15 protein-coding genes are annotated in these 14,828 nt (G+C 74.3%); 6 read left to right on the top strand and 9 right to left on the bottom strand.

The features are described 5' to 3' along the window. The first annotated feature begins 36 nt into the window (after nt 1-36). A complete protein-coding gene (locus QSK03_RS18420) occupies nt 37-1,668 on the top strand; it encodes a purine-cytosine permease family protein (protein WP_285655059.1) in 1,632 nt (543 codons plus the stop codon). Nucleotides 1,669-1,707: 39 nt separating this feature from the next. Beyond that, a complete protein-coding gene (locus QSK03_RS18415; protein WP_285654839.1) occupies nt 1,708-2,724 on the top strand; it encodes a cobalamin biosynthesis protein in 1,017 nt (338 codons plus the stop codon). A 31-nt stretch (nt 2,725-2,755) separates the two neighbouring features. Here the strand turns inward: QSK03_RS18415 and QSK03_RS18410 are convergent, their stop codons facing one another. The 3 genes from QSK03_RS18410 to QSK03_RS18400 are packed head-to-tail and all read right to left on the bottom strand — an operon-like array spanning nt 2,756 to nt 4,902. Then, the gene (locus QSK03_RS18410) at nt 2,756-3,601 is read right to left on the bottom strand and encodes an SURF1 family cytochrome oxidase biogenesis protein (protein WP_285654836.1); all 846 of its coding nucleotides are present in this window, start codon (nt 3,599-3,601) and stop codon (nt 2,756-2,758) included. Nucleotides 3,602-3,631: 30 nt separating this feature from the next. Further along, nucleotides 3,632-4,399 (bottom strand): fructosamine kinase family protein, encoded by a 768-nt coding sequence (locus QSK03_RS18405; RefSeq protein ID WP_285655056.1) that lies wholly within the window; start codon nt 4,397-4,399, stop codon nt 3,632-3,634. A gap of 41 nt (nt 4,400-4,440) precedes the next feature. After that, nucleotides 4,441-4,902 carry a low molecular weight protein-tyrosine-phosphatase gene (locus QSK03_RS18400; protein ID WP_285654833.1) on the bottom strand — a complete coding sequence of 154 codons (462 nt, stop codon included), beginning with the start codon at nt 4,900-4,902 and terminating at the stop codon, nt 4,441-4,443. 143 nt (nt 4,903-5,045) lie between these two features. Between QSK03_RS18400 and QSK03_RS18395 the strand changes: the two genes are divergently transcribed. The 3 genes from QSK03_RS18395 to QSK03_RS18385 are packed head-to-tail and all read left to right on the top strand — an operon-like array spanning nt 5,046 to nt 7,272. Beyond that, nucleotides 5,046-5,867: a Nif3-like dinuclear metal center hexameric protein gene (locus tag QSK03_RS18395; RefSeq protein WP_285654830.1), complete on the top strand. Its 822-nt coding sequence runs from the start codon at nt 5,046-5,048 to the stop codon at nt 5,865-5,867. After that, complete coding sequence (locus QSK03_RS18390) at nt 5,864-6,607, top strand: zinc ribbon domain-containing protein (RefSeq protein WP_285654828.1); 744 nt, start codon at nt 5,864-5,866, stop codon at nt 6,605-6,607. The genes QSK03_RS18395 and QSK03_RS18390 overlap by 4 nt, the downstream gene beginning before the upstream one ends. Then, entirely contained in the window at nt 6,607-7,272 is a 666-nt protein-coding gene (locus tag QSK03_RS18385; protein ID WP_502872188.1) for a histidine phosphatase family protein, read from the top strand. Before QSK03_RS18390 ends, QSK03_RS18385 begins: the two co-directional genes overlap by 1 nt. 143 nt (nt 7,273-7,415) lie before the next feature. On the opposite strand, the gene QSK03_RS18380 is transcribed toward QSK03_RS18385, so the two are convergent. The 3 genes from QSK03_RS18380 to QSK03_RS18370 form a co-directional block, all read right to left on the bottom strand. Beyond that, nucleotides 7,416-8,150, bottom strand: coding sequence for a MerR family transcriptional regulator (locus QSK03_RS18380; protein ID WP_285654825.1), 735 nt, complete (start codon nt 8,148-8,150; stop codon nt 7,416-7,418). Nucleotides 8,151-8,242: 92 nt separating this feature from the next. Then, on the bottom strand, nt 8,243-9,361 hold the full coding sequence (locus tag QSK03_RS18375) for a DUF2332 domain-containing protein (protein ID WP_285654822.1): 1,119 nt from the start codon (nt 9,359-9,361) through the stop codon (nt 8,243-8,245). A 64-nt stretch (nt 9,362-9,425) separates the two neighbouring features. Then, the gene (locus QSK03_RS18370) at nt 9,426-10,280 is read right to left on the bottom strand and encodes an oxidoreductase (RefSeq protein ID WP_285654819.1); all 855 of its coding nucleotides are present in this window, start codon (nt 10,278-10,280) and stop codon (nt 9,426-9,428) included. A 101-nt stretch (nt 10,281-10,381) separates the two neighbouring features. On the opposite strand from QSK03_RS18370, the gene QSK03_RS18365 reads away from it, so the two are divergent. Next, complete coding sequence (locus tag QSK03_RS18365; RefSeq protein ID WP_285654814.1) at nt 10,382-11,254, top strand: helix-turn-helix domain-containing protein; 873 nt, start codon at nt 10,382-10,384, stop codon at nt 11,252-11,254. Here the strand turns inward: QSK03_RS18365 and QSK03_RS18360 are convergent. From QSK03_RS18360 to QSK03_RS18350, 3 genes are all read right to left on the bottom strand, one after another. Further along, entirely contained in the window at nt 11,232-12,473 is a 1,242-nt protein-coding gene (locus QSK03_RS18360) for an SLC13 family permease (RefSeq protein ID WP_285654812.1), read from the bottom strand. The two genes, QSK03_RS18365 and QSK03_RS18360, sit on opposite strands and share 23 nt — an antisense overlap. Before the next feature lies 1 nt (nt 12,474). Then, on the bottom strand, nt 12,475-13,233 hold the full coding sequence (locus QSK03_RS18355; protein ID WP_285654809.1) for a sulfite exporter TauE/SafE family protein: 759 nt from the start codon (nt 13,231-13,233) through the stop codon (nt 12,475-12,477). 107 nt (nt 13,234-13,340) lie between these two features. Further along, nucleotides 13,341-14,801, bottom strand: a complete 1,461-nt coding sequence (locus QSK03_RS18350) for an OFA family MFS transporter (protein WP_285654807.1) — start codon at nt 14,799-14,801, stop codon at nt 13,341-13,343. Nucleotides 14,802-14,828: the final 27 nt, after the last annotated feature.

Here is a 14,828-nt window from a genome sequence, read left to right as displayed (position 1 = left end):
CACACGTCGGGAGCCTCCTTGACGACCGAACCCGCCATGTCCGCCGACGCCGCCGGCGCCCCTGCCGCGCCCCCGAAGGACACCGCCACCCGCGAGAGCCTCGAGGACTACACGCTCCGGTTCGCGCCGCGCAGCTACCGGCGGTGGACGCCGTTCGTGGTCGGCGGCTCGGCCCTCGGCGGCATGGCCTACATGGCGGACTTCTCGATCGGCGCCGGCATCGGGCTGCAGCACGGCACCGGCAACGCCCTCTGGGCCATCGGCGTCGCGGCGCTCGTGATCTTCGTGAGCGCCTTCCCGCTCGCGTACTACGGCGCGCGCTACAACCTCGACCTCGACCTCGTCACCCGCGGCTCGGGCTTCGGCTACTACGGCTCGGTGATCACCGCGGTGATCTTCGCGAGCTTCACGTTCATCTTCTTCGCGCTCGAGGGCTCGATCATGGCGCAGGGCCTGCGCTACGCCCTGTCGATCCCGCTGTGGATCGGCTACCTGCTCTCGACGCTGGTCATCCTGCCGCTCGTGATCTACGGGATGAAGGCGCTGACCAAGCTGCAGACGTGGACCAACCCGCTGTGGGTGGTGCTCATCGTCGCGCCGCTGGTGTTCCTCGTCGTCGCCGACCCGGGCTCGGTGAGCCGCTTCCTGGCGCACCCGGGCACGGAGGGCTCGGGGGTGAACTTCGCGTCGATCATGCTCGGCGCGGGCGTGTCGCTGGCCCTCATGGCGCAGATCGGCGAGCAGATCGACTACCTGCGCTTCATGCCGCCCAAGACCGCGGAGAACAAGCGCCAGTGGTGGACCGCCGTGGTGCTCGGCGGGCCGGGCTGGGTGTTCTTCGGCGCGGTCAAGCAGATCATCGGGGTGTTCCTCGCCGTGCTGATCCTGGCCGAGGTCGGCGCCGATGCGGCCGTCGAGCCCATCGAGCAGTTCGACCGCGCGCTCTCGGCGATCTTCCCGACGTGGCTCGTCATCCCGCTGGCGCTGCTGCTCGTGGTGCTCTCGCAGGTGAAGATCAACGTCACCAACGCCTACTCGGGCTCGCTGGCGTGGACGAACGCGTTCACCCGCGTCTTCAGCCACTACCCGGGCCGCATCACGTTCCTGTTCGTCAACCTGGGGATCGCGCTGATCCTCATGGAGGCGAACATGTTCAGCTTCCTCAACGGGCTGCTGGGCTTCTACTCGAACTGCGCGATCGCCTGGGTCGTCACCGTCGCCACCGACATCGCGGTGAACAAGTACCTGCTGAAGCTCTCGCCGAAGCGCCCCGAGTTCCGCCGCGGGATGCTGCACGGCTGGAACCCCGTCGGCGTCGTCTCGTTCCTCGCCGCCTCCCTGCTCTCGATCGCGGCGTACTTCGGGCTGCTCGGCGCGTTCCTGTCGTCGTACTCGACGATCGTGGCGATCGTCGTCGCGGTGGTGCTCACGCCGATGATCGCCGTCCTGACGCGCGGCCGGTACTACCTGCGGCGCACCGACGACGGCATCGACGAGCCCTACCTCGACGCCGACGGCAACCCGTCCTCCACGCACTACCTCGATCAGGTCTCGGGCCAGGAGTTCGAGCGCCCCGACATGCTGGCCAGCGCGAAAGGCGGCTACATCTCGTCGCTCTCGCTGTCGGCGGACAAGACCGGGGAGCACGTGCTGCCGCCTCAGCAGTGAGATCGTCTCGCGTGTGACAGCGCGAGGAGCACGTCCCGCATGATCGACAGGCGTCGACGGGTGCGGAACGTGCCCCTCGCGGGGGCGCGGGCGGCGGGGCTCGCGCTGGGGGTGCTCGCCGACGCCGTCCTCGGCGACCCGCACCGCGGCCACCCGGTCGCGGCGTTCGGCGCGGTGGCGTCGTGGCTCGAGCGCCGCTGGTGGGCCGACCGCCGGGCGCCGGGCGTCGCGTACGCCGCGGTGCTCGTCGGCGGCGCGGTGGGGCTGGGCGCGCTGGCCGAGCGCGCGGCCGCGCGTCCGGTGCCCCGGGCCGTGGTGACGGCCGCGGCGACCTGGGCGGTCCTCGGCGGGACGTCGCTCGCCGGCGAGGGTGCGGCGATGGCGGCGTCGCTGTCGGCGGCGGACATCGACGCGGCGCGACGCCGGTTGCCGCACCTCTGCGGGCGGGATCCCTCCGCGCTCGACGCCGACGGGCTCGCGCGCGCCGCGCTGGAGTCGGTCGCCGAGAACACCGCCGACGCCGTCGTCGCGCCGCTGGTGTGGGGCGCGGTCGCGGGCGTGCCGGGCCTGCTCGGGCACCGCGCGGTGAACACCCTCGACGCGATGGTGGGCCACCGCTCGGCGCGGTACGCGCGCTTCGGCTGGGCCTCGGCGCGCGCCGACGACGTGGCCGGCGTGGTGCCCGCCCGCGTGTCCGCCCTGGTGACGGCCGCCTGCGCGCCGCTGGTCGGGGGGCGCCCGGCCGACGCCGTCCGGGCGTGGCGCCGCGACGCCCCCGCGCACCCGAGCCCCAACGCCGGCCCGGTCGAGGCGTCGTTCGCGGGCGCGCTGGGCCTGCGCCTCGGCGGGCGGACGATCTACCCGTACGGCGTGCAGGACCGCCCGGTGCTCGGCGACGGCCGCGCCCCCGTCGTCACCGACCTCCCGCGCGCCGTCCGCCTCTCCCGCGCCGTGGGCCTGGCGACGGCGGCGTTCGTGGTCGCCGTGGTGTCGGCCTGGCGTCCACCTGCGGTACGGAGCGCAGCGGGAGCTGCCGCGCCGGAGGCGGGTGACTGACGTCGAGCGTCAGAAAAGCCACCCGCTCGACTCAGCGTCGCCCGTAGCGGTCCGCGAGCTTCTCCTCCGTGCCCCGTGAGGGCCGCGCGTCCCACGGCGTGCCGTCGGCGGCGTCGCGGGGGTCCTGGTGATCGCGCTCGCGGTGCGGCTCGAGGCCGTGGGCGCGGCGCCACTCCAGGCGCGCGAAGTAGATCCACGCGCCGATCGCCATCAGCCCGAAGATCAGCCACTGCCAGGCGTAGGAGTACGACGGGTTCGGGTCGGGCGGGGGCAGCGGCACGGCGGTGAGCACCCCGGGCTGGCCGGGCAGCAGCTGCACGTAGCCCGGGCTGGTGGGCACGCCGCCCACGGCGGCGACCGCGGGGGCGTCGGCGGCGTAGACCTGCCGGTGGCCGTCGGCGACGACGGCGGGCCGGCTGGGCGCGCCCTCGTCCAGGCGCTGGTAGCCGGTGAGCGACACGGTCCCGGCCGGCGCGGGCGCGATCGGGGGCAGGCCGCCCGCGTCGCTGCTGCGGACGTAGCCGCGGTCGACGAGGACGGCCTCGCCCGTGGTGGTGACCAGCGGGGTCATGACCTCGGTGCCCGGCGACCCCTCGATGGTCCGCAGCCGGACGAGCACCTCGCCCTGGGGACGGTAGGTGCCGGCGACGGTGACCTGGCGCCAGGCGACGTCGTCGGCGGGCTCCGCCCCGGGGGCGACGAGCTCCGAGCGCGGCACGGGCGCGGTCGCCACGGCTCGCTCCAGCGCGGCGTTCGTGCCGTCGCGCTCGACGCTGCGGTGGAACTGCCACGGGGCGAGCAGGTAGGCGCACGCGAACGCGAAGGCGACCACGGCGAGCGTCAGCGCGATCCACCCGGGTCGCAGCAGGAACCGCACGGCGCCAGGCTACGTGAGCAGTTGGCGCCCCTATGGCGTCGCCAACTGCTCACAGACGTCGAGGGCGCGGGAGCCGTACCCGCCCCCGAACAGCACCGCGTGGACGAGCAGCGGGAAGAGCTGGTGCAGCCCGACGCGGTCGCGCCAGCCGTCCGCGAGCGGCGCGGCCTCGTCGTAGGCGGCCAGGATCGTGTCCAGCTGCGGGGTGCCGAAGAGCGCGAGCATGGCCAGGTCGGTCTCGCGGTGCCCGCCGTGTGCGGCGGGGTCGATGACCCACCCCTGCCCGCCGGACCACAGCACGTTGCCGGTCCACAGGTCGCCGTGCAGCCGGGCCGGGGGCTCGTCCGGCCCGCCGACGAGCTCGAGGCGCGCGCAGGCCCGCTCGACGAGCGCGACGTCGCCGGCGGAGAACGTGCCCTGGTCGCGCGCCTGGCGGGCGTAGGGCAGGACACGGTGCTCGGCGTACCACGGCGTCCACGACGGGCCGGTCTCGTTGATCATCCGCGCATTGCCGATCCAGGCGTGGACGGGCCCGCCCGGCGGCGGGGATCCGAACGCGGGCGCACCGGCGGCGTGCAGCGCGGCCAGGCCCCGGCCGAAGGTCTCCGCCGCCGCCTGCTCCGGGCGACCGGCGGGCACCCGCGTCGACACCATCCGGCCCTCGGCCTCCCCGAGCACGTCCGGCACCCCGACGGCGCCGGGCTCGGCGAGCCACCGCAGCCCGGCGGCCTCCGCCGCGATCGCGGAGGGCTCGCCACCCTTGACGACGACCTCGGTGCCGTCGTCGAGGGTGTCCATCCGCACGCCGTGACCGGAGCCCGTCAGCAGGTCGTCGACCGTCACGGGCGGACCTCCGCCACCAGCCCGGGCATCGCCGCCTCGACCATGTCCATCACCTCGTCGAACCCGCCCGGGCCCCCGTAGTAGGGGTCGGGCACCTCGGCGCCCGCGGGCGCGTCGGGGTCGAACGACCGCAGCAGCACGACGCGCTCGGGGTCCGCGCCCGCGGCGACCAGGTCGCGCACGTGATCGTCGGTCGCGGCGACGAGGAGGTCGGCGCCCAGCTGCCCGCGCTCGACCTGGCGGGCCGTGTGCGTCGTGTCGTAGCCCCGCTCGCGCAGGATCGCGGCGGCGCGCCGGTCCATCGGCTCCCCAGCGTGCCAGGACCCGATGCCGGCGCTGCTCACCTCCACGCCGTCACTGAGACCCGCCTCGGCGAGCTTGGCGCGGAACACCTTCTCGGCGACGGGGGAGCGGCAGATGTTGCCCGAGCAGACGAAGACGACGTGCACGCCCGCCATGGTCCCGCGCGTCCCGGACGGCGACGCGAACGGGGACTTCGCGCGCTGAGAAGCAGCGAACGCCACGTTCGCTGCACCACAGGCGAGCACCACAAGAGCACCACAGGCGAGCACCACAGCCGCGGTGGGCAGAATGGACGGCCATGCTCACCGTCGCCGAGGCCGCCGCCACGCTCGAGGCCGCCTACCCCCCGGCGCTGGCGCAGGACTGGGACGCCGTCGGACTCAGCGTGGGGGACCCCGACGAGCCGGTCCGGAGGGTCCTGATCGCCGTCGACCCCCTGCCCGCCGTGATCGGCGAGGCGATCGCCGCCGGGGCCGATCTCCTCGTCACCCACCACCCGCTGCTGCTGCGCGGCGTCCACGGGGTGGCGACGACGGGGCCGAAGGGGTCGGCGATCCACCGCCTGATCCGCGCCGGCACCGCCCTGTTCACCGCGCACACCAACGCCGACGCCGCGGCCCCCGGTGTCTCCGACGCGCTCGCGGACGCCCTGGACGTCGCCGTCGAGCGCCCGCTCGCGCCCGAGGGCGACGGCACGGTGGGCATCGGCCGCATCGGCACGCTGCGGCAGCCCGAGACCCTCGCCGCGTTCACCCGCCGCGTCGCCGACGCGCTCCCGCCGACCGCGTGGGGCGTGCGCGCGGCCGGCGACCCGGACAGGACCGTCGAGAAGGTCGCCGTCTCCGGCGGGGCGGGGGACTCGATGCTGCACCTCGCGCGCGCCGCGGGCGTCGACGTCTACGTCACCGCGGACCTGCGCCACCACCCGGCGACCGACCACCTCGCCGAGCCCGGCGCGCCCGCCCTCGTCGACGTCGCCCACTGGGCGTCCGAGCACCCGTGGTGCGGTCAGGCCGCGGGTGTGCTCACCGCCGCCGACCCGAGCCTGGAGATCATCGTGTCGACCACCCGTACCGACGCGTGGACCGTCGGCGTCCCCTCAGGAGCCCTGATCCCATGAAGGCCGACCCGACGGCACAGCGCCGCCTGCTGGACCTCGCCGCGCTGGACGCGGAGCTCGCCCGGGCCCAGTACCGCCGGCGCACGCTGCCCGAGCAGACCGCCGTGGAGGAGGCCGAGACGACAGTGGCCGGCCACCGCGACGCCGTGGTGCGCGCGAAGACGTCGGTCAGCGACCTCGGGCGGGAGGTCGCGAAGCTCGAGCAGGAGGTCACCCAGGTCCGCACGCGCGAGGAGCGCGACCGCGGGCTCATGGACTCCGGCAGCGTCTCGGCCAAGCAGATGACCGACCTGTCCCACGAGCTCGACACGCTGGCCCGCCGGCGGGGCGTCCTCGAGGACGAGCAGCTCGAGCTCATGGAGCGCCTCGACGCCGCCGAGACCGACCTGGCCCACGAGCAGGGCGAGCTGGAGACCGCGGAGACCACGCTGACCGACGCCGCGGAGCGCCGCGACGGCGTGCTCGGCGACCTCGACGTCCTCGAGGAGCGCCGCGGCGCCGAGCGGACCGAGCTCGCGAAGGACCTCCCCGCGGACCTCGTGGGCCTCTACGACCAGCTCCGGGCCCGCAGCGGCACCGGAGCCGGCGAGCTGACCGGCAACCGTTGCGGCGCCTGCCGCCTCGAGATGGACCGCAGCGAGCTGCGCGACGTCGCCGCGGCCGCGCCGGACGACGTGGTGCGCTGCGAGCAGTGCGGCGCGATCGTCGTGCGCACCGCCACGACCGCGGGCACGAGCTGATGACGACCGCCGGGGCCTGGACGGGGCGGGGGAACACCGCCCCGACCCGCGTGCTGCTGCTGCGTCACGGGCAGAGCCCGCTGTCGGTCGAGCGTCGCTACTCCGGGCGCGGCGACCCCGAGCTGACCCGCGACGGGCTGGAGCAGGCCGCGGCCGCGGCGACCGCGCTGGCGGCCCGGACCGTCGCCACGGACGGGCACATCCGGGCGGTGATCAGCTCGCCGCTGATGCGCGCCCGCCAGACCGCCGAGCCGATCGCGGGCGTCCTCGGTCTCGGGGTCACCGTCGACGACCGGCTCACCGAGACCGACTTCGGCACCTGGGAGGGCCTGACGTTCGCCGAGGCGTCCGCCCGCGACCCCGAGGTGCACCGGGCCTGGCTCGCGGACACCTCGGTCAGCCCGCCGCAGGGTGAGAGCTTCGACCTCGTGGCCGGACGGGTGAACGCGGCCCTCGACGACCTGCTGCGGCGCTGGCCCGGGCAGACCGTGGTGCTGGTGAGCCACGTGACGCCGATCAAGCTGATCCTGCGCCGGGCGCTCGACGCGGGCCCGCAGATGCTCTACCGGCTGCACCTCGACCTGGCGTGCCTCTCGATCGTGGAGTTCTGGCCCGACGGCGGCGCCTCGGTGCGCCTGGTCAACGACACCTCGTTCCTGGCCTGACCGTCAGCGGGGGACGCGCCCGTCGACCAGGTCCGTCGCCGAGACGACCAGGTCCGGGCTCTGCCATTGGATGTCGTGCGCGTCGCCGGTCGCGCCGCTCGGTCCGGGGGCTGTCATCCGGCGGACAGCGCGGTGACGCCCCGCTACCCGGCGGGAGCCTGCTTGGCGATCTCGGTCTCGATCCGGACCAGGACGTCGATCTGCGCGCCGTTGTAGAGCTCGCGCAGGGCGGCCCCCACCGTCTGCTGCGCACGGCGCGCGTCGATCGGGGCGTCCCCGCCGAAGGCGAGGGGCGGGTGGGCGGCGCGGAGCGCGGCGAGGGGTCCGGCCATCCGCTCGGCCAGTGCCTGGCGCACCGACTCGTCGGCGTCGGCGCTCAGCTCGTCGAACTCGCCGAACGCCGGGTCGTCGGGGGTGTCCCGGACGAGGTCCGCGTAGGTCTGGAGCCCCTGCGAGCCCAGCACCCGGCTCAGGACCACCGAGAACGACCGGTCCGCCGCGGAGAACCGCGCGGTCTGGCTCACGTCGCTGAGCTCGGCGGGCAGGTCGGCCGACCCGGACCGGTCGAGGATGGTGGCGAGCTCGACGCGGGCGCGCTGCAGCCGCTCGATGGTCGCGGCGAGCTCGGCGTCGAGGGTGCGCAGGGCCTGCTCGGGGTGGTCCTCGTCGTCGTCCATCTCGGCGATCTGGGTCAGCGAGAACCCGAGGTCGACGAGGCGCTTGATCCGCAGGAGGCGCACCAGGTGCGCCACCCCGTACTGCTTGTAGCCGTTGGCGCGACGCTCGGGCTCGGAGAGGAGGCCGACGTCGTGGTAGTGCCGCACCGCGCGCAGGCTGGTGCCGGCGAGCTCGGCCAGCTGCTTGGTGCTCCAGGCCATGGGTCCACTCCTCGGGCGATGTGTCCGTTTCCGATGCTCAGTGGAAACCGTGCCGCCACGGCATGGTCAAGCGTGCCGCGCGTCACCCACCCTCAGAGCCACTCCAGCCACGCGCCGCCGGGATGGGCGAGGCCGAGGACCTCGCCGTCGGAGGTGCCGTCACGGCCGACCGACAGGTGCCCGATCACGCCCGTGACGCCCTGGCGCGTCGCCTCGAGAGCCCGTGGGGGCACCGGCAGGTACTGGGTGCTCTCCGTGCCCTCCCCGCCCAGCGGCACCAGCGGGTCCACCGAGATCCACTCGACGTCGCGGCCCAGCGCCGCGAGCTGCCGGCGGAACCGGGCGCGCTCGTCGCCGCTGAGGAAGACGTGGACGTAGGTGTCGACGAGGACGAGCCGGGCGTCGCGCGGCATCCCCGCGCACAGGTCGAGCAGGCCGTCGACGACGTCGGCGCGCGCGGTGGTCGCCGGGTGCTCGCGGGCGACGGTGGACGCCGCCGCGAAGCGGTCGACGGCCGTCGTCTCGGGCGGGATGCACGCGGCGAGCCAGGCGAGGACGCGGTGGTCGTCGAGGTCGAGGGGCTCGACGTCGACGCCGACCCGCGCCGCGATCTCGGGCATCCGGGCGGGCAGCGGTGCCGGGCGGCCGCGCAGCTCGGGGGCGATGGTCAGCGCGGCGTCGCCGTCGCCGAGCGTGCGACCGGCGAAGTCGTACCGGTAGCGGTCCAGGTGCAGTCCGAGCCCCGCGCCGGTGCCGAGGTCGACCAGCGCGATCGGCTCCGCGGGGTCGAGCCGGCTCAGGGCGGCGAGGACGTCGGCGCTGCGGGCGACCTCGTTCATCTGGTACCGATGCTCGGCGCAGAGCTGTCCGAGCTCCCCGGCGTGCTCGCGGGCGAACGCCACGAGCGCGGGCCGGTAGCCCTCGTCGAGGGTGGGCTGGCCCGATCCCGGCGTCGGGTAGTAGCCGGCGAGCGGTGCCGGTGCGTGCCGGGCCACGAGGTGGCGGATCGCGGCGCTGAGCAGCAGCGGCGGCAACCGGTCGGCCGGGATGTCCGCGGCGAGCGCGAGCAGGTCGGGCTCGGTGGCGATGGCCCGGAAGCTCTCCGCGGTCAGCGCCCACTCCGGCGGCGCGTCCGGGGGCGACCAGCCCGCCGCGATGCCGAGGGCCTGTTCCCGGACACGGGCGCGGGCCTGCGCCTCGAGCGACGTCACGCGCCGTAGCCTGCCGAGCCCCGGGCCGGTCGTGCAACGCGACGCGGCCCGGGACGACGGCGACTCAGCTGATCGCGTCCAGCTCGGCGACGGCGTCGGCGGGCAGGACGAGGTCGGCCGCGGCGAGGTTCTCGCGCAGGTGCCCCCGCGACGACGTGCCCGGGATGAGCAGCATCGCCGGCGAGTGCTGCAGCAGCCACGCCAGCGCGGTCTGCTGGGGCGTCGCCCCGACGCGCCCGGCGACGGCGGCGAGCGTGTCCGACTGCAGCGGCGAGAAGCCCCCGAGCGGGAAGAACGAGGTGAACCCGATCCCCGCTGCCGCGCACTCGGTGAGGATGTCCTCGTCCTGGCGCTGGACGAGGTTGTAGAGGTTCTGGACGCACACCACCGGCGCGACGGCGCGGGCCTCGGTGAACTGGGCGTGGGACACGTTGCTGACGCCGAGGTGGCGGATCAGGCCCTCCTGCTGCAGCTCCGCCAGCACCCCGAACGGCTCCGCGAGGGACGCGTCCGGGTCGTCGGAGACCCGCAGGTTGACGACGTCGAGGGCGTCGACGCCCAGGCGCCCGATGTTCTCGTGCACCTCACGGATCAGCTCGTCGCGCGACGTGTCGAGGTTCCACGACCCGTCCTCCCCGCGGCGGCAGCCGACCTTGGTGACGATCCGCAGGTCGGCGGGGTAGGGGTGCAGGGCCTCGTGGAGGATCTCGTTGACGACGAACGGGCCGTAGAAGTCGGCGGTGTCGACGTGTGTCACGCCCCGGTCGACGGCCTCCCGGAGCACGGCGATCGCCTCGTCGCGGTCGCGTGGCGGGCCCATCACGTGGGGGCCGGCGAGCTGCATCGCGCCGTAGCCCATGCGCGTGAGGACGAGGTCGTCGGCGAGGGCGAGGCGGTCGGTCAGTTCCGAGGTGGTCATGGGTCCTACCTTCATCCCGGCTCGGGGTGGTGGGGAGCGACGGATCGTCCTGGTACACCGCGTACCCCCCACGAGAGGTCGTTCAGGCGCATGATCGGGCGATGAGCACCGGCGAGCTCGCTGCCGCCCTCCGCACCTGGCGCGACCGCACCGACCCGGCCCAGGTCGGCATGGCCGTCAACGCGCCCCGGCGCGCCCCGGGTCTGCGGCGCGAGGAGCTGGCGCTGCTCGCCGGCATCTCGATCGACTACGTCGTGCGCCTCGAGCAGGGCCGCACGCGCACCCCGTCCGCACAGGTGTGCGCCGCCCTGGCCCGCGCGCTGCGCCTGTCGGACGCCGAGCAGGCCCACCTGTTCCGCCTGGCCGGGCACGCCGCCGACCGCGGACGGATCTCCCGGCGCATCCCGGCCGGTGTGCGCCGCATCCTCGAGGCCCTGCACGACCACCCCGTCGGCGTCCTCGACGCCACCTGGACGCTGATCTCCTGGAACCCCCTCTACGCCGCGCTCATGGGCGATCCCACCGCCGTGGAGGAGCACCGGCGCAACACGCTCCGGCGCCTGTTCACCGAGGGCGAGGCCGGCGACCGCGTCCGCCACACCACCGAGGAGCGCGACGCCCTCGCCCGCTCCCTGGTCGCCGACCTGCGCGGCAGCACGAGCCGCTATCCCGGCGACCCCGACCTCCGCGCCCTCGTCGGCGACCTCCACGACGCCAGCGAGGAGTTCCGGACTCTGTGGGACTCGGGTGCCATCGCCGGGCACCACCAGAGCCACAAGACCGTCGTTCACCCCGACGTCGGCGACGTGGAGCTGGACTGCGACACGCTGACGACCGCCGAGGACGACCTGCGCCTGCTCGTCTTCACGCCCGCCGACGCCGACGCCCGCGGCCGCCTCGACCTGCTCGGCGCGGTGGGGACGGAGGCGATGGCGGTCCCGCGCGCCCCCGTCAGCCCGTCAGCGTCACGGTGAGCCAGAGCGCCCCCGTGGCCGCGACGACGCCCAGGGGGACGGTCGCGAGCCCCGCCAGCGTGAAGGTGCGCAGCGACGCCGGGGTGCCCCGGGCAGCCAGGACCTGACGCCACAGCAGGGTCGCCAGGGAGCCGACGGGCGTGAGGTTCGGGCCGATGTTCACCCCGATGAGCACGGCGAGCACGGCCGCCGTGGCGGGAGCCGGACCGAGCGCGGCCAGCAGGACGAGGGTCGCGGGCAGGTTGTTGACGACGTTCGCGAGCACCGCCGCGACGGCCGCCAGCCCGAGCAGAGCCGGGAACGAGGTGCCGGTCGGCAGCACGCCGGCGACGAGGTCGCCGAGCCCCCGGTCGGTCACCGCCGCGACCACGACGCCCAGCGCCAGCACGAACAGGCAGAACAGCGGCGACGCCGCGAGTACCACGTCGCGCACCCGCGAGCGCCGCGTCGCGACGGTCTTCACCGCCAGCACCACGGCGCCCGCGACGGCGACCCAGACCGGCTCGATGCCCAGCGGCGACGAGGCCGCGAACCCGAGCAGCGTCGCGGCGAGGACGGCGACGGCGAACCGGGGGAGGGGCGGCTCCTCGGTCTCCGGCGCCTCCTCGGTCGGCGCGGCGAGGTCGGCGCGGAACGTCAGCCGCAGCCCCCCGTACTCGACGACCAGCACCGCGAGCTGCGGCAGCAGCATCAGCCCCGCGAAGCCGAGGAACGTCAGGCCGGTGGCCTGCAGGGCGAGCAGGTTGGTCAGGTTCGCGACGGGCAGCAGCAGCGACCCGCTGTTCGCGAGGTGCGCGCACGCGAAGGCGTGCGGCGCGGGCCGGGCGGCCAGTCGGCGGGCCGTGTCGAGCACGACCGGTGTCAGCAGGACCACCGTCGCGTCGAGGCTCAGCACCGCCGTGGTCAGGGCCGCCGCGACGACCACCAGCAGGAACAGGCGGTGGGTGCGCCCGTGGGAGCGCCGAGCGAGCACGCCGCCTGCCCAGCGGAAGACGCCCTCCGCGTCGGCGAGGTGGGCGAGCACCAGCACCGCGGCGAGGAAGCCGACGGTCGGTCCGAGCTCGCCGACCTCCTGCCACGCCCGGTCCGGCGTCAGCAGCCCGACCGCGAGCACCACGATCGCCGCCGGGACCGCCGCACCCGCCTCGGGCAGGCCGCGCGGCCGGGTGACGGCGACGACGAGGACGACCGCCAGCAGCGCGACGGCGAGGACGGTCACGTCACCGCAGGAACAGGTAGATCGCCACCGCGACGCCGAGCACCACGACGCTCCAGCGCAGCACCCCGTCGGGCATCTTCTTGGCGACCGCCATGCCGAGGTAGCCGCCGATCAGCGTCGTCGGGGCCAGCAGGAGCACCGCGAACCAGTCGACGGGGGCGAAGAGCGCGAACAGCACCACGGTCACCGTGCTCGTCACCAGCGAGAGCGCCACCTTCAGCGCGTTGAGCCGCTGGAGGGTGTCGTGGGCGAACAGGGACAGCACCGCGATGAGCACCACCCCGAGCGCCCCGCCGAAGTAGCCGCCGTAGACCGCGGCGAGGAAGATCGCCGGGAGCAGCACCCGCGGGCTGTCCGCCGCCCGCTCCTCGCGCCGGGTCCACCTCTTGATCCACGGTTGTGCGCCGAGCGTGAGGCTCGCGAGGAGCACGAGCACGGGCACGACCGCGTCGAACACCGACTGCGGCAGGATCAGCAGCAATGTGCACCCGATCGCGGCGCCGACGGCGGCGGCGATCGCGGTGGTGACCAGTCGCCGGCGTTGCTCGCGCAGGTCGCCGCGGGCGTTGACCACCGATCCGGCGTACCCGGGCCACTGCGAGACCGAGTTGGTGACGTTGGCGGGCAGCGGCGGCATCCCCACCGCGAGCAGCGCCGGGAACACGATGAGCGACCCGCCGCCGGCGACGGCGTTGACCGCCCCGGCGAGCAGGCCGAGCAGGCCCAGCAGGACGATTTCCCAGACCGACGCGTCGGACACGAGCGGTCAGGCTAGCCCGGCGGTGGGATGCCGTCAGGACGTGAGGGACCCCGGCGCCCGGACCGCACTTGTCCGGGCGCCGGGGCGGCAGGTGGTGGCCCCGCGGCTCAGCTCTCGCGCCGGCCGGTGGTCTCCCCGGCGGGAGCTGTCGGACCCGGCGGCGCGGCCGCCGCGGTGCCGTCCTCAGCGGTCTCGATCCCCGGGGTGTCGTCGAAGAGCCCGCTCGCCGGGACCTTCCCGTCGCGGGTCCGCCCGGGCTGGCGCAGGATCGCCGCCGTGCCCGCGGAGACGAAGGCGATCACGCCCGCGATCGTGTAGGCGCCGTCGTAGCCCCACACCTCCACCACGTGCGAGGCCGCCCCGAGGCCGAACAGGCCCCCGACGAGCTTGGCGCTGTAGACCAGGCCGTAGTTGGTCGCGTTGTAGTTCTCGCCGAAGTAGTCCGGCGTGAGGGCCGCGAACAGCGGGAAGAACGCGCCGCCCCCGAAGCCGGCCACGAAGGCGAAGAACATGAACCCGACCTCGTTGCCGGCGTTGCCGCTCCACAGCAGCCCGAACTGGGCGACGCCCTCGATGGCCAGGACGAGGACGAGGGTCTGGCGCCGGCCGATGAGGTCCGAGACCCACCCGACGACGCCCCGCCCGACCCCGTTGACGATCGAGAGCACGCCGGCCGACGAGGCCGCGATGAAGGGCCCGAACCCGACCTCCTCGGCGAAGTCCACCTGATAGCCGATCCCGAAGAGCGACACGCCGCCGATGATCGCGAACGAGAGCCACATCAGCGGCAGCTGTCCGGTCTTGATGGCCTCCATCGGCGTGTACTGGCGAACCGCCGGCGGGTTCTTCTCCAGGCTCCGGGCCGACTTCGGATTGGTGTGATACGTGAGCGGGTCGACCTCCTCGGGCCACCAGTTCTTCGGCGGGTCCTTGAACAGGATCGCGCAGAGCGCGACGACGACGAGCATGTAGACACCGACGAGCACCAGCACGAGCGTGAAGGTGTCCTTGTCGAACAGGTAGCTGAACACGAAGATGAACGGCACGGCACCGTAGGCGAACCCGCCGTTGACGAATCCGGTCTTCCCGCCCCGCTTCTCCGGGTACCACTTGCCGACCATGTTGATGCAGGTCGCGTACACCAGCCCGGAGCCGATGCCGCCGATGACGGAGTAGAAGAGGAAGTTCAGCAGCAGGCTGCTGGTGACGCCCAGGACGGCGAACGCGAGGAACACGCATCCGGCGCCGACGAACATCGCGGTGCGCGCCGAGAACTTGCCCTGCTCCCGCAGCCGTCCGGCCGGGAACGCGACACCGGCCTGGAAGACGGTCCAGACCGCCACGAGCCAGAAGGCCTGGCTGAGGCTCCAGCCGTGCACGTCCTCGAGGGTCGATTCCGCGGCGCCGTAGCCGTACTCGAAGACGCTGATGCCCATCATGGCCAGCCAGGGCAGCCAGACCATCCACTTGCGGGACACGCCGAGGATCTGTTGAGGCGATTCTCCGACTCGGTAGACGCGGCCGCGAGCGTCGGTGATCTCGCGGTACGGGGGGTCGGTGACGGTCACGATGTCTCCTTTGACAGAATGACGAGA

The sequence above is a fragment of the Actinomycetospora sp. NBRC 106375 genome (assembly GCF_030269665.1).
GTDB lineage: Bacteria > Actinomycetota > Actinomycetes > Mycobacteriales > Pseudonocardiaceae > Actinomycetospora.
This window is presented reverse-complemented; position numbering and strand designations above follow the sequence as displayed.